This is a genomic window from Streptomyces sp. So13.3 (assembly GCF_005860785.2).
GTDB lineage: Bacteria > Actinomycetota > Actinomycetes > Streptomycetales > Streptomycetaceae > Actinacidiphila > Actinacidiphila fildesensis.
In genome coordinates this window covers 4,237,432-4,251,751 of record NZ_CP048835.1, presented here as the reverse complement: position 1 = coordinate 4,251,751, position 14,320 = coordinate 4,237,432, and the positions used below count along the sequence as shown (strand labels likewise).

13 protein-coding genes and 1 tRNA gene are annotated in these 14,320 nt (G+C 71.5%); 7 read left to right on the top strand and 7 right to left on the bottom strand.

All coding sequences use genetic code 11. The features are described 5' to 3' along the window. Window positions 1-27: 27 nt before the first annotated feature. Window positions 28-765 carry an ABC transporter ATP-binding protein gene (locus C8250_RS19090; protein WP_138356138.1) on the bottom strand — a complete coding sequence of 246 codons (738 nt, stop codon included), beginning with the start codon at window positions 763-765 and terminating at the stop codon, window positions 28-30. Between the two features lie 455 nt (window positions 766-1,220). Between C8250_RS19090 and C8250_RS19085 the strand changes: the two genes are divergently transcribed. Both C8250_RS19085 and C8250_RS19080 read left to right on the top strand, forming a co-directional pair. Then, a tRNA-Leu gene (locus tag C8250_RS19085) sits at window positions 1,221-1,302 on the top strand. A 117-nt stretch (window positions 1,303-1,419) separates the two neighbouring features. Next, window positions 1,420-2,346: a Bax inhibitor-1/YccA family protein gene (locus tag C8250_RS19080; RefSeq protein ID WP_138356103.1), complete on the top strand. Its 927-nt coding sequence runs from the start codon at window positions 1,420-1,422 to the stop codon at window positions 2,344-2,346. Between the two features lie 90 nt (window positions 2,347-2,436). Here the strand turns inward: C8250_RS19080 and C8250_RS19075 are convergent, their stop codons facing one another. Further along, window positions 2,437-2,667, bottom strand: coding sequence for a DUF4287 domain-containing protein (locus C8250_RS19075; RefSeq protein WP_138356104.1), 231 nt, complete (start codon window positions 2,665-2,667; stop codon window positions 2,437-2,439). A 125-nt stretch (window positions 2,668-2,792) separates the two neighbouring features. Between C8250_RS19075 and C8250_RS19070 the strand changes: the two genes are divergently transcribed. Continuing rightward, window positions 2,793-3,116, top strand: a complete 324-nt coding sequence (locus C8250_RS19070; protein ID WP_138356139.1) for a hypothetical protein — start codon at window positions 2,793-2,795, stop codon at window positions 3,114-3,116. Between the two features lie 50 nt (window positions 3,117-3,166). Here the strand turns inward: C8250_RS19070 and C8250_RS19065 are convergent, their stop codons facing one another. From C8250_RS19065 to C8250_RS19055, 3 genes are all read right to left on the bottom strand, one after another. Then, window positions 3,167-3,967, bottom strand: coding sequence for a hypothetical protein (locus tag C8250_RS19065; protein ID WP_138356105.1), 801 nt, complete (start codon window positions 3,965-3,967; stop codon window positions 3,167-3,169). A gap of 263 nt (window positions 3,968-4,230) precedes the next feature. After that, window positions 4,231-5,451, bottom strand: a complete 1,221-nt coding sequence (locus C8250_RS19060) for an acetyl-CoA C-acetyltransferase (RefSeq protein WP_138356106.1) — start codon at window positions 5,449-5,451, stop codon at window positions 4,231-4,233. Between the two features lie 183 nt (window positions 5,452-5,634). Further along, window positions 5,635-6,663 (bottom strand): SGNH/GDSL hydrolase family protein, encoded by a 1,029-nt coding sequence (locus C8250_RS19055; RefSeq protein WP_138356107.1) that lies wholly within the window; start codon window positions 6,661-6,663, stop codon window positions 5,635-5,637. A gap of 197 nt (window positions 6,664-6,860) precedes the next feature. Between C8250_RS19055 and C8250_RS19050 the strand changes: the two genes are divergently transcribed. After that, a complete protein-coding gene (locus C8250_RS19050; protein ID WP_138356140.1) occupies window positions 6,861-8,240 on the top strand; it encodes a cystathionine beta-synthase in 1,380 nt (459 codons plus the stop codon). Between the two features lie 438 nt (window positions 8,241-8,678). Here the strand turns inward: C8250_RS19050 and C8250_RS19045 are convergent, their stop codons facing one another. Further along, entirely contained in the window at window positions 8,679-9,107 is a 429-nt protein-coding gene (locus C8250_RS19045) for a hypothetical protein (protein ID WP_138356108.1), read from the bottom strand. 210 nt (window positions 9,108-9,317) lie between these two features. Between C8250_RS19045 and C8250_RS19040 the strand changes: the two genes are divergently transcribed. The 3 genes from C8250_RS19040 to C8250_RS19030 all read left to right on the top strand — a co-directional run bounded on the left by C8250_RS19040 (window position 9,318) and on the right by C8250_RS19030 (window position 12,376). After that, window positions 9,318-10,694, top strand: coding sequence for an acyl-CoA synthetase (locus C8250_RS19040; RefSeq protein WP_244809203.1), 1,377 nt, complete (start codon window positions 9,318-9,320; stop codon window positions 10,692-10,694). 116 nt (window positions 10,695-10,810) lie between these two features. Then, window positions 10,811-11,755 (top strand): MurR/RpiR family transcriptional regulator, encoded by a 945-nt coding sequence (locus tag C8250_RS19035; RefSeq protein WP_138356109.1) that lies wholly within the window; start codon window positions 10,811-10,813, stop codon window positions 11,753-11,755. A gap of 111 nt (window positions 11,756-11,866) precedes the next feature. Further along, on the top strand, window positions 11,867-12,376 hold the full coding sequence (locus C8250_RS19030; protein WP_138356110.1) for a hypothetical protein: 510 nt from the start codon (window positions 11,867-11,869) through the stop codon (window positions 12,374-12,376). A gap of 501 nt (window positions 12,377-12,877) precedes the next feature. Here the strand turns inward: C8250_RS19030 and C8250_RS19025 are convergent. Further along, window positions 12,878-14,212: a diaminopimelate decarboxylase gene (locus tag C8250_RS19025; RefSeq protein ID WP_232485699.1), complete on the bottom strand. Its 1,335-nt coding sequence runs from the start codon at window positions 14,210-14,212 to the stop codon at window positions 12,878-12,880. Between the last annotated feature and the right edge of the window lie 108 nt (window positions 14,213-14,320).

Sequence of the window (14,320 nt, the reverse complement as noted above, 5' to 3'; positions counted from 1 at the left end):
CGGAGGGGGCGGCGGGGTGCGCCCGGCTCAGCTGGTGCGGCCCTTGGCGTCGAAACGCTTCATGCGCTCCAGGACGCCGTCCGAGGTCGGGTCGTGCAGTTCGTCGACGACGCGGCCGTCGGCGAGGAAGATCACCCGGTCCGCGTAGGACGCGGCGACCGGGTCGTGCGTGACCATCACGATCGTCTGGCCCAGCTCACGCACCGAGTTCCGCAGGAAGCCGAGGATCTCGGCGCCGGAGCGCGAGTCCAGGTTGCCGGTCGGCTCGTCGGCGAAGATGATCTCCGGCTTGCTCGCCAGGGCGCGGGCGACCGCCACACGCTGCTGCTGGCCGCCGGACAGCTGGTTCGGCCGGTGCGACAGCCGGTCGGCCAGCCCCACCGTGGCGATCACCTGGGCGAGCCACTGCTGGTCGGCCTTGCGACCGGCGATGTCCATCGGAAGGGTGATGTTCTCGGCGGCGGTGAGCGTCGGCAGCAGGTTGAACGCCTGGAAGATGAAGCCGATCTTGTCCCGGCGCAACTGGGTGAGCTGCTTGTCCTTGAGCGACGCCAGTTCCGTCTCACCGATCCGCGCCGACCCGGCGGAGACCGAGTCGAGCCCCGCCATGCAGTGCATCAGCGTGGACTTGCCGGAGCCCGACGGACCCATGATCGCCGTGTACTCCGCGCGCCGGAACTCGACCGAGACACCGTCCAGAGCGACGACCCGGGTCTCTCCCTCGCCGTAGACCTTGCTGAGGTCCGTGGCACGGGCCGCCACCATCGAGGTGCGGGAAGTGGTTCCGGTGGGGGTCACGGGGCGGCTCCTGAAGTGGGGTGAACGACGACTACTCCATCGTGACGGCCGGATCCGCTCCGGGGATCAGCCCAGACTGCTGTTCCGAGGGCAGTCCTGGGAGGGACCCGGGGGGTCCGCTGTACTACTTGCGGATGACACCGGGCCCTGAGGCCCGGTGTCATCCGCCGTCAGCGTGGTCCCGGTGACGGCGCGGCGGGACTCCGGGTGGTGTCCGGGAGGCTGTCGGGCGTGATCGATTTCGCGTCATATGCGAATGACGTGTGTGCGCCATGTGAAGGCCCGGGGGCTCGCGATCCACCCCCTCAAGGCCCACTTGAGGCTGCGTCAGGTACCCCTAAAATCAGACAACATGACGCGGATCGTGCCCTGTTCGGCCCAGTAACCCCGATACGCTCGTCCTGCGTCGAGACCCCGCCCCCGCCCGGATGGTGGAACGCAGACACGGCGAGCTTAAACCTCGCTGGCCTCATGGCCGTGCCGGTTCGAGTCCGGCTCCGGGCACCTCAAAAACTCCCGTGGGGCGCCCGTCAGAAGATCCTCCTCCGGCGGTACTCCGTCTCTTTTGCTAACCCATTACCCTTGAGGCAACGCCGTAACGCGCGGCCATGGAGGAGTGAGATGAGGAGCAGCAACCCGGTCTTCTCGCGGCGAGGCTTCAGCCGCGGGGACGGATACGCGGGCTTCGGCACGCAGCAGCAGGGCGCGGCCCCGCAGGGGTCGGGAAATCCGTACGCGCAGCAGGGAAACCCGAACGCGCCGCAGGGTGGTAACCCGTACGCGCAGGGCGGCAATCCTTACGCCACGGCGGACCAGCAGCAACTCACCCCCGAGCAGCTCCAGCAGATGTACCAGGCCCCGCCGGCCGGACCCGCGCAGACCGGGCGCATGACGATGGACGACGTCGTCATGCGCACGGGTATGACGCTGGGCACCGTGATCGTCGGTGCGATCGTCGCCTGGTCCGTGCTGCCGGTGAGTACCACCAGCTACGGCCTGGCGTTCGGCGCGGCGATCGTGGCGTTCGTGCTCGCCATGGTCCAGGCGTTCAAGCGGACGCCGGTCCCCGCGCTGATCATCGGCTACGCGATCTTCGAGGGCGTCTTCCTCGGCGTGATCAGCAAGATGTACAACCAGTACTGGTCCGGGGCTCCGGTCCAGGCGGTGCTGGGCACCATGGCGGTCTTCGTCGGCATGCTCATCGCCTACAAGACCCGGCTGATCCGCGTCACCGCGCGGTACCAGCGCATCGGCATGGCGGTCGCCATCGGCTTCGTGCTGCTGATGCTGGTGAACCTGCTGTTCGTCGCGTTCGGCGCCGCTCCCGAGGGCGGTCTGCGCAGCAGCGGCCCGCTGGGCATCATCGTCGGCATCATCGGCATCGGCCTGGGCGCGTTCTTCCTGTCGCTCGACTTCAAGCAGATCGAGGACGGCGTCCGCTACGGCGCACCGCAGAACGAGTCGTGGCTGGCCGCGTTCGGCCTGACGCTCTCGCTGGTGTGGATCTACCTGGAGATGCTGCGGCTGATCTCGATCCTCAGGGATTGATCCGGCGGTAGGACTCCGTACGAGCACCTCGTACCTGACGGGCCCCCAGGAGGCAGTGCCTCCTGGGGGCCCGTCGTCGTACGCCCGGGGCTACCGGAGATTGCGGGCTGCCCGCCTCAAGTCGTATTCGTGGACGATCGCCTTGGCATGTCCGTAGGACAGGTCGTGTTCGCTGCGGAGCCAGCTGACTTTCTCGTCGAAGCGGAGGAAGGCTGGGCCGTCATCGACTGCGCGGAGCCAGTCGCGTACCTCTCGGCCGGTGCAATGGGGGATGCGGGAGAGCAGGTTCCGGTGGGTTTCCTCGGAGAAGATCTGGGACATCGGCGCCTCCGGTATACGGTGTCCGGTCATCTCACCGTGCCTGACTGTTGGGGCGTTGGCAACCATCCATGGCAGGCGGATGTGAGTGCGTGGCCGGAACACACGCCCCCGGTACGCTCGCCGACATGCTCGACTGCACTCCTTTGCGCTCCGCCGTTGACCGATTGGCGAGCCGATTTCGCGCCCTGCCCCAGAGCCGGCTGCGCGGCGGGGCCGCCGAAACCGGCCTTGAGCTGGCACGATGGCTGGCCGCGGAAGCACAGCGGCTTGAATTCCCCGGCCGGGAACCGGCCTTGATCCCGGACGACGGTGCCTTCACCGTGGGCGACCAGATCGCGGTGGCCGGGAACGACCTGGCACTGGCGCTCGAACAGCGCCCGGAGCGCGGCGAGGTGCTCGAAGCGGCCCTCGTCCGTATCGACGGGGCCGCTCGGCGTTCGGGGGTCTGACGGATCCGACAGGTCTGACGGGTCGGAGGGGTCGGACGGGGCGGGTGCGCTCAGAGGGAGGCGACGACCCGGTCGGCCAGGATGAAGATGCTCTCGTCGCCGTAGGTGAACGTCAGGGCGTACGCGCCGCCCACGGCGGAGCCGCCGAGGAGGACGGGGACCTCACCGCGCTCCAGGGCCTCGGAGAGCTGGAGGGCGGTCTCACGGTGGCCCGGGGTCATGCAGAGCGTGGTGCCGTCCGCGAAGACGTACACGTCCAGCGTGCCGAGCGGGCCCGGGCGGACGTCGGAGAGCGGTATGCGGCCCTCGGCGAGGTCGGTGAGGCGCTCGGCGGTCTGGTCCGGGTTGGCGACGACGGAGGGGCTGGGGGCGCTGTGCAGATCCGGGAAGTCCGGGTAGTCGGCGTGGTCCTGCGCCGCCGAGGGGTGCGGGAAGAAGCCCGGCGCCGGGAGGGCGAGCTCGGACTCCAGCCCGGCCAGATCGGACTGCCGGGGCAGGAACGGCAGCACCGTCGGGATCTCGTACTCGGCGTAGTCGGTGCCCGCGGCGGGCATGCCGCCACGGAAGAACGAGGTGTCCGCGGACTCGCGGGCTTCCTGCTCGGCCCAGAAGGCCCGCGCCTCGGCGAGCTCACGCTCCCGCTCGTCGGCGAGCGCGTCCGCGACGGCGGCGCGTATCTCGTCGGCGGGAACCGGCCGGGCAGCCGGTACGGCGGCGGTGCCGGCGAGCGCGAGATCCCCGCGCAGGGCGGCGAGCTCACGGCGCAGGCCGCGGGCGGACAGCAGGGCGGCGGAACCTAGGGCCACGGCGATGACCGCGACCACCAGCAGGATGGAGAACAGGGCGCTCACAGACGTACTCCCGACTGACGTGATCCCGAGCGATGCCCACTGGAGAGTGGACGAAACATCCCCCACACATCACTGTGCCTGTAAACCTCTCCCCTTCGCAGTGCGGAACGTCACGAAATGGACGGGTCTGAGGTCCTGGGCCATCCGGGTGATGCCGCCCTGACCTGCGAAAACGAGCCGCCCCCGGGCTCGTATAACAACCCGGGGGCGGTTCGATTGCGACTTAGATCACACGCCGTGACGGCGAAAGAGTTACGAGTGGATCAGCTCAGGCGCTCGATGACCATCGCCATGCCCTGGCCGCCGCCGACGCACATCGTCTCCAGGCCGAACTGCTTGTCGTGGAACTGCAGCGAGTTGATCAGCGTGCCGGTGATGCGGGCGCCGGTCATGCCGAACGGGTGGCCCACGGCGATCGCGCCGCCGTTGATGTTCAGCCGGTCAAGGTCCACGCCGAGGTCGCGGTAGGACGGGATGACCTGCGCGGCGAACGCCTCGTTGATCTCGACCAGGTCGATGTCGCCGATGCCCAGGCCGGCCCGCTTGAGCGCCTGCTTCGACGCCTCGACCGGGCCGTAGCCCATGATCTCGGGGGAGAGGCCGGAGACACCGGTGGAGACGACGCGGGCGAGCGGGGTGATGCCCAGCTCGCGGGCCTTCACGTCGGACATGACCACGAGGGCCGCGGCGCCGTCGTTGAGCGGGCAGCAGTTGCCCGCGGTGACCGTGCCGTCGGGGCGGAAGACCGGCTTGAGGCCCTGGACGCCCTCCAGCGTGACGCCCGCGCGCGGGCCGTCGTCCTGGGAGACGACCGTGCCGTCCGGCAGCGTGACCGGGGTGATCTCGCGCTCCCAGAAGCCGTTCTTGATGGCGGCCTCGGCGAGGTTCTGGGACCGTACGCCGAACTCGTCCTGGTCGGCGCGGGTGACACCCTTGATCGCGGCGAGGTTCTCGGCGGTCTGGCCCATCGAGATGTACGCGTCCGGGATCAGCCCGTCCTCGCGCGGGTCGTGCCACTCGCCGCCGCCCTTCTCGGCGCGGCCCAGCGTGCGCAGCTCGGCGTCGGCGAAGAGCGGGTTCTTGGTGTCCGGCAGGCCGTCGGAGCTGCCTTTGATGCTGCGCGAGACCATCTCGACACCGGCCGAGACGAAGATGTCGCCCTCGCCGGCCTTGATGGCGTGCATCGCCATCCGGGTCGTCTGGAGCGACGACGAACAGTAACGGGTGACCGTGCAGCCCGGCAGGTGGTCCATGCCCATCTGCACGGCCACGATGCGGCCGAGGTTGTAGCCCTGCTCGCCGCCGGGCAGACCGCAGCCGAGCATCAGGTCGTCGATCTGCCGCGGGTCCAGCTCCGGGACCTTCGCGAGCGCGGCCTGGATGATCGTGGCGGTCAGGTCGTCCGGGCGCAGATCCTTGAGGGATCCCTTGAAGGCGCGTCCGATGGGGGATCGGGCGGCTGAGACGATCACGGCTTCGGGCATCGCGACACACACTCCTCGTCGAGGCGGCAGGACTCTCTGGGAAGTTACCTGCACGTATCGCGAGGAGTCACGGGCTGTGGGCTGTGACACGGGACTCTTTCTGAGCGCGCGCTTAGCCCAGCCCCCTCCGTACTCGCTCCGGCCGGTGCGTGGGCGCCGGCCGGAGCGGCTCCGTCAGCTCCGTCAGGCCGACGACGGCTGGCTGGACGCCGGTTCGGCCGTGTGCGGCAGCCGCTGGCGGCGGCGGTGCTTGAGCAGCGCCCAGCGGCCGCGGGGCCCGGCCACGGTGTGCATCGCCGCGACGACCTCGGTGCCGCCCTCGGACGCGGCCTCCACGGCGGCCTGCGCCACCGGCAGGAAGCTCTCGCCGCGCTGCGCGTCCGGATGCTCGTCCGCCTCGGGCCACACGCCCAGGGAGGCACACAGCGTCGGGAGCATCGCCATGGCCGCCGTCGCGTACCCCTCCGCGGAGGGGTGGTAGTTGTCCGGGCCGAACATCTCCCGGGGATGGGCCTCGAACTCCGGTCCGAGCAGATCGCCCAGCGAGACCGAACGGCCGCCGAGCCCGACCACCCCTATGGTCTGCGCGGCGGCCAGCTGGCGGCTCATCCGGCGCGCCAGCCAGCGCAGCGGCTGGTACACCGGCTCCACGGAGCCCAGGTCGGGACAGGTACCGACGATCACCTCGCTGCCCGCCTCGCGCAGCCGGCGGACCGCGTCCGACAGCAGCCGGACGGACTTGGCGGGCGGCATCCGGTGCGTCACGTCGTTCGCGCCGATCATGATCACGCAGACGTCCGGGGGCGGTGCGCCCACGTCGAGCAGCAGCGCGACCTGGCGCGCCAGGTCGCTGGACTGCGCCCCGGGATTCGCCACGTTGACCAGGGTGACGGGCCGCTCCGCGACCGCCGCGAGCCCGGAGGCGAGCAGCGCGCCCGGGGTCTCGCGCGCCCGGTGCACGCCCTGCCCCGCCGCCGTCGAGTCGCCGAGGAAGCCGAGCCGGAGCGGAACTTCACCCGTACGGTGCGAAAAAGCCGACCCGTATCTTCCGTCGGCGCGCGGCGGTACGTCGTCGGAGCCGCCGACCGTCCGTTTGGCCAGGCTCACCTCGGCCAGCAGTACCCCCACGGCCGCCCCGCCGAGCAGACTGATCCCGCCGCCGCCGTATGCGGCCGCGGTCGCGATCCGCCGTGCCACCCTCGCCCTCGACATCGAGCCCGCTCACCTCCCGTGCTTTTGTGCGTACAACACCTTGTTGCCCCGTGACACGCCCACTGCAACGTGCCGTAGTGGTGATCGATCGACATTAGGGGGGAGGAGGGGAGAAGCGATCGAGGCACGGACGAGCTGAGAGTCGGCGCGTTAGGCCATAGGCTTGCCGCACATTCACGGAGAACCCGGAGACAATGGTGCAGTTCCACGACTCGATGATCAGCCTCGTCGGCAACACCCCGCTGGTGCGGCTCAACAACGTGACCGAGGGCATCCAGGCGACCGTCCTGGCCAAGGTCGAGTACTTCAACCCCGGAGGCTCGGTCAAGGACCGCATCGCGGTCCGGATGATCGAGGCCGCGGAGCAGAGCGGTGAGCTGAAGCCCGGCGGCACGATCGTCGAGCCGACCTCCGGCAACACCGGTGTCGGCCTCGCGATCGTCGCCCAGCAGAAGGGCTACCACTGCATCTTCGTCTGCCCGGACAAGGTGTCGCTCGACAAGATCAACGTACTGCGGGCGTACGGCGCGGAGGTCGTGGTCTGTCCGACCGCCGTCGACCCCGACCACCCGGAGTCGTACTACAACGTCTCCGACCGGCTGGTGCGCGAGACCCCCAACGCGTGGAAGCCGGACCAGTACAGCAACCCGAACAACCCGCTGTCGCACTACCACTCCACCGGCCCCGAGCTGTGGGAGCAGACGGAGGGGCGGATCACGCACTTCGTCGCGGGCGTCGGCACCGGCGGCACCATCTCCGGCACCGGCCGCTACCTCAAGGACGCCAGCGAGGGCCGCGTCCAGGTCATCGGCGCCGACCCCGAGGGTTCGGTGTACTCCGGCGGCTCCGGGCGTCCGTACCTGGTCGAGGGCGTCGGTGAGGACTTCTGGCCGACCGCCTACGACCGTGAGGTCGCGGACGGCATCGTCGCCGTGTCCGACAAGGACTCCTTCCAGATGACCCGCCGCCTCGCCAAGGAGGAGGGGCTGCTCGTCGGCGGCTCCTGCGGCATGGCGGTCGTCGCGGCGCTGCGCGTCGCGGAGAAGCTCGGCCCGGACGACGTCGTCGTCGTCCTGCTGCCGGACTCCGGCCGCGGCTACATGTCGAAGATCTTCAGCGACGAGTGGATGGCCTCGCACGGCTTCCTCGACGAGGGCACCGGCCAGGCCAGCGTCGCCGACGTGCTGGAGCACAAGGGCGGCGGCATCCCGCAGCTCCTGCACATGCACCCGGAGGAGACCGTCGGCGAGGCGATCGACGTGCTCCGCGAGTACGGCGTCTCCCAGATGCCGATCGTGAAGCCGGGCGCCGGTCACCCGGACGTGATGGCGGCCGAGGTCATCGGCTCCGTCATGGAACGCGACCTCCTGGACGCGCTGTTCGCCAAGCGCGCCACGCTGGGCGACCCGCTGGAGAAGCACATGAGCGGCCCGCTGCCGCAGGTCGGCTCCGGCGAGCCGGTCTCCGACCTGATGAAGGTCCTGGGCACCAAGTCCGACGCGGCGATCGTCCTCGTCGAGGGTAAGCCGACCGGCGTCGTGAGCCGCCAGGACCTGCTCGCCTTCCTGGCCAAGTAACCGACGGAGCCCCGGCGCCCGTCCGGCCCGGCATGATGCGGCCCCCCTGCCCGGACCGGGCAGGGGGGCCGTTCCGGCTGTTCATCCAGGGATTCGAAAGTGCTACACCGGCGTCACGCGGCCGCAGCACGCGCTTAACACGGGTCGGGCACATTGGTGTTCGCCGGGAAGAGAAGCCCGGCGACACAGGATGTGGCACCCAGGAACTCCGGAGCGGCTCCCGGACCTCTGAGGTGACCCTCCCTGGACGTGATGTCTGGTCCTGACCCGGCCCACGTCCGATGCGGGGACCGCCGTCGTCCCGCCCCCCGGGTGACCGGGGGTGCGGCGGTCCCCGCTCCCATTTCTTCCGCGGGTTCCCGGGTTCCCTGCGCCGTCCGCCCGGCTTCCCGTTTGCGCGTCTGCCCTGCCGCCCGGCTTTCCGGCGCGGGCCGGCGATTACTCCCAGTCGCCGTCGGACTTCCGGCGGCGCTCGCCGCGTTCGCCCGTGAAGATGTGGCCGAGGGACTGGGCGACGTTCACGCCCACGATGCCGGCCCAGGTGATGAACAGTCCGGCGGTCCCCGCGTTGACCACACCGATCGCGGAGAGCGGGATCGCGGCGATCATCGTGAAGCCGGCGAAGCCGTAACGGGCGAAGCGCGCGTTGGGCTCCGGCGTGCCGGGGCTGCGGCCGGCCCGGGCGAAGGAGGTCTGCTGCTCGGCCAGTTGGCGGCGGACCCGCTGCTCGACATGGCTGTCGAGGCGCTGGTCCACTTTCTCCATGAACGAGTCGACCAGTTCCGACTCGTACTCCGCACCGAGGTCCTTGCGGGCCTGAAGGGTGGCGGCGAGTTCTTTTTTGAGTTCCGGGTCGCGGGCGTCCATGACGCCACCGTACGGAGCCCGGCGGCGTCAGGCACTGGGGGAAACCCCCGATTCTTTTCGGGGGTGCCCCCTCCCAGCGGGCGATGCGTAGAGTCGCGGTGCTACTGCGCTGCGAGCGCCGTCGAGCCCGGTCCAGCCCGGACGAGCCCGGTCGAGCCCGCCGGGCTCGGCTCTCGGCTCTCGGATAGAGACATTCAGAGGAGCACACCCGTGCCGCTGTCACCCGTCCCCTCCTTGCTGACGGCCCTCACCGCGTCCGACGGCGCGGACCGGCCCGATGCCGTGACCGTCGCGGGGCGGTCCTGCTCGTACGAGGAGCTGCTCGGCGCGGCGGGCGCGGTCGCGGCGCGGGTGACGGGGGCGCCGGCGTTCGCGGTGCGGGCGACGGCGTCGCTGGAGACGGTGGCCGCCGTGGTGGGCGGGCTGCTGGCCGGAGTGCCCGTGGTCCCGGTGCCGCCGGACTCCGGGCCGTCCGAACAGAACCACATCCTGGGGGATTCGGGCGCGGCGCTGCTCCCCGTCGACTTCGACGAGCGCGCTGGCTGGAGCGGCCCGGAGCCGGGGCCGAAGGAAGCCGCGCTCATCCTCTACACCTCGGGAACGACGGGCTCGCCGAAGGGCGTCGTGGTCTCGCGCGGCGCGATCGCCACCGACCTCGACGCGCTCGCCGGGGCCTGGGAGTGGACCGCCGGGGACACCCTGGTGCACGGCCTGCCGCTGTTCCATGTGCACGGCCTGGTGCTGGGCGTGCTCGGCGCGCTGCGCACCGGCAGCCGGCTGGTGCACACCGGACGGCCGACACCGCAGGCCTACGCGGCGGCCGGCGGCAGCCTCTACTTCGGCGTGCCGACGGTCTGGTCGCGGGTGGTGCGCGACCCCGCCGCCGCGCGGGCGCTGACCGGCGCCCGGCTGCTCGTCTCGGGCAGCGCCCCGCTCCCCGCGCCCGTCTTCCGGGACCTGGAGACGCTCACCGGGCAGCGTCCCGTGGAGCGGTACGGGATGACGGAGACGCTGATCACGATCAGCACGCGGGCGGCCGGTGAACGCCGCCCCGGCTCGGTCGGGCTGCCGCTGCCGGGAGTGGAGACCCGGCTGGTGGACGAGGACGGCGGGCCCGTCCCGTACGACGGGTCCACGGTCGGCGAGCTGCAGATCCGTTCCGGCACGCTCTTCGACGGCTACCTCGGCCGTACGGAGGCCACCGCCGCCTCGTACACCGCCGACGGCTGGTTCCGCACCGGTGACATGGCGATGGCGGAGCCGGACGGCATGCACCGGATCGTCGGCCGCGCCTCGACCGACCTCATCAAGTCCGGCGGCTACCGCATCGGCGCGGGCGAGGTGGAGAACGCGCTGCTCGACCACCCCGCGGTCCGGGAGGCGGCGGTGGTGGGCGCACCGCACGAGGACCTGGGCCAGGAGATCGTCGCCTTCGTCGTCGCGGACGGGGTGACCGAGGCCGAACTGATGGACTTCGTCGCCGGGCATCTGTCGGTGCACAAGCGGCCGCGCAAGGTCCGGTTCCTGGACGAGCTGCCGCGGAACGCGATGGGCAAGCCGCAGAAGGGGCGGCTGCCTCCGGTGTAGGCGCCATGCGTGGCCGCGCAGGCGGCCGGTTCCGGTGCGTCCGGTGGACACTCCTTGCCAATGCTGCATGGATTCATGCAGAGTCAACGACGACTGAATAGGCCAGGAGGACGTTGATGGGTACGACGGAGGACGGGGGCGACGCCGAGGAGGCGGGCGCCGGCGTCGGTGCGGGCCTGGGCGCGGTTCCGGGTGCGGGCCTGGGAGCAGGTGCCGGTGAGGGTGCGGCCGAGGGCGCTTCGGCGCGGCTGCTGAAGCTGTTCGAGTCGCACCGGCTGACCCCGACGCAGCGCCGGATCGCCCACTGCCTGGTGCGCCGGTCGGCCGACGCGCCGTTCCTGTCCAGCGTCGAGGTCGCCGAGCTCGCCGGCGTCAGCCAGCCGTCCGTCACCCGCTTCGCCGTCGCGCTCGGCTTCGACGGCTACCCGGCGCTCCGCCGCCACCTGCGCGAGGTCGCGCCGGTACGGCCCGGCCCCGAGGCCGCCCCGTACAACGAGTACCAGCAGGCCGTGCACGCCGAGATCGAGAACCTCCGGCACCTCGCCGCCCTCCTCGCCGACCCCGCGCCCGTCGCCCGCGCCGGCGCGGTGCTCGCCGCGTCCCGGCCGCTGCCCGTCCTCGGCCTGCGCGCGGCGGGCGCGCAGGCGCGCGGCTTCGCGTACTTCGCCGCGAAGGTCCACCCCGACGTCCGGCTGCTCGACGAGGGCGGCACGATGTTCGCCGACCGCGTCGACGGCGCGGTACGGGCGGGCGCGAGCGCGCTGCTCTGCTTCGCGCTGCCACGGCATCCCCGCGAGGTCGTCGAGGCCCTGACGTACGCGCGCCACGCCGGTCTGACGGTCGTCACGGTCGCCGACAGCGCCTTCGCCCCGGTCGCCGCCTGCTCCGACCTGCTGCTGCCTGCCGCGGTGGGTACCGGGCTCGCCTTCGACACGGCGTGCGCCCCGATGCTGCTCGGACGCGTCCTGCTGGAGTCGATGTGCGACCACCTGCCGGACGCCCAGGCGAGCCTGGAGGAGTTCGACGCGCGGGCGGCGGCGCGGGGGCTGTTCACCGACTGAACCGGGACCGAACCGTCCCGTTGTTCCTCCGACCGCATTCCTCATGAAATTCTGAGGATCGCTGACTACCCTCCCGTGCAACTGGACACGGTGCATCGGAGGAGGACGGTCGTGGCACGCGGGGCTTACACGCTGGCTCGGGTGGGGGTGCTGGTGCGGGCCGCTGCGCGCTGGCTGTTTTGGCTGGGTGCGCTGGCCGCCGTGGGAGGCGTGTTCGTCCCCGGCCTGACCGGCCGCCGGATCGGGATACTCGGCGGCGCCGCCCTCTTCATCGTCGCGGCGGTCCTCGCTTTCGCGGTACGGCGCGGGCGCTACGTCGCGCTGGGCGCGGACGCCACGCGCGCCGGCAAGTCCGTCTTCCTGCAGGACCGCCGGGTGACGGCGCGGATCTGGGTCCGCGGCCACCGGTGGTGGCTGCTCGCGGCGTTCGCTCTTGCCGCGGCGTCCACGCTGGTCGCTTCTTCCGCGGGGGGAATGCTGCTGGCGGGGGCCGGGGCGGGACTCTGGGTGAAGTCGCTGTGGTTCGAGCGGCTGGAGCGGTCGCGGGACGTGCGGTATTGGGTGCGGCCGGAGTCGTCGGCGGCGGCGTACGAGACGACGGGGTTCTTGGCGGGGCGGTAGTTCACGGGCCGGGTCGGGGGCCGGGTCCTGCGGTGCGGGGCTTCGGAATCGACTGTTTACGGTCCCCCAGCCTTCGGCCGGGGGTGCCCCCAGAGGCTCACACATAGCTCGGCAGCATTTCGCAACCCCACCCCTCCGGCCCCGACCCCCCCAACCCCACCCGACCCTCCGAGCGTGGCCCCGTGCGGGTTCGGCGCCAGCTCGGGCCCCTGCCCTGCGGACCCCGTCCCACCCTTCTACGCGCCGTAGTGCGCCGGGCAGTGGCAGCCTGAGCCCCCGCCCCCGCGGCCCCCGAACACCTGACGGCCGATCGCGGCAGCGTCTCGGTCCCCGCCCCGCGGGCCCCGTCGCCCACCTTCCCGTGGGATCGGGTCCCGCCGGTGGGCGGGAAGGGCGGGTGGGGAAAAGCCCGCCGCAGGCGCAACAGTGCCGCCGGCGCTGGTGTACCCGTACCCCTGCCGGAGGCGCGTGGCGGAACAGCGCCGGGGGTGCCCCGTGGGCTCAGGGCCTGCTGAGGCCGGTCAGGGCCTCGCTCTCGTTCGAGCCGCTCTCCGTGAGGAGGCTCTCCACGGTCTGGGCCGCGCGCACCCGCGCGAACGTCACTGAGCCGTCCGCGGACGCGTGGTAGCCGTGGATGGCCGGGCGGGGGAGGGAGTTGTAGGCGAAGTGGTTGGAGAAGTAGTAGGCGCCGGTGTCGAGGAGGGCGACGAGGTCGCCTGCTTCGAGGAGGGGGAGGGGGCGGGCCTGGGCGAGGAGGTCGCCGGCGAAGCAGCAGGGGCCGGCCACGTCCTGGACGACGGGGTCGCCGCCCTTGGGGCGGCCCTTGGCGTCGAGGGCCTCGACGCGCAGCGGCCACGCGTCGGGGACGAAGACCGTACGGGTGGCGAGCTGTGCGCCCGCGTGGGTGATCGCGATGGGCCGGCCGCCGGCCGACTTGGCGTATTCGACGCGGGCCAGCACCGTGCCGGCCTTGGCGAGCAGTGAGCGCCCGAACTCGGTGACGATCGTGTAGCGGCCGTCGAAGAGGCCGGGGACGGTGGTGCGCAGCAGCCGCGCGTAGTCGTGGAAGGTGGGCGTGACCTCGTCGGAGGTGAAGTTGACGGGGAGGCCGCCGCCGATGTCGAGGGTGGTGATCTGCCGGCGGCCGGCGGCCGTGTTGATGCGCTCGGCCAGGTCGTGGGCGGCCCGGACGCCCGCCGCCATGAGGTCGAGCGGTACGCCCTGGGAGCCGGTGTGGGTGTGCAGCCGGTTGAGCCAGGGGCGGTCGGCGTAGGCGCGCAGGATCCACTCCTCGGTGCCGGTGTCGCGCAGCGCGACGCCGAACTTCGAGGTGGCGGTCGCGGTGCTCATGGCGCCGATGCTGCCGCCGCCGATCTGCGGATTGACCCGCAGGCCGATGGGGGACGTGGTGGGGGCCGCGGTGACCAGCGTGTCGAGGCGGCCGAGTTCCTGCGGGTTGTCGGCGTTGACGGCGATGCCGAGGGCGAGTGCTTCGCGGAGTTCGGCGACGGTCTTGGCGGGGGAGTCCAGGACGATGCGGTCGGCCGGGAGGCCCGCGGCGCGGGCGATGGCGAGTTCGCCGGGGCTGGCGACCTCGGCGCCGAGGCCGAGGCCGTTGAGCAGCCGCAGGACCGGGACGAGCGCGGCGGCCTTGACGGCGAAGGTGTGGGTGACGGTCACGCCCGGGGTGGCGAAGGCCTCCTGGAGGGCGGCCGCGGCTTCGTGGATACCGGTGACGTCGAGGAGCCCGATGACCGGGTTGTCCGGAGTGAGTAGATTCTGATCCACTGCCGCGCGCAGCGCGTGGCCCCGTCGTGCTGTCGCGTTCGGCGTCATGCCGGCCATCCCATCACCCGGTATGGGGCAATGCCACCCCACCCTGTTGACTAGATGTATTCAGCAGGACAGGATGTGAATGGATAGATCCATCGATGTACAGAGGGA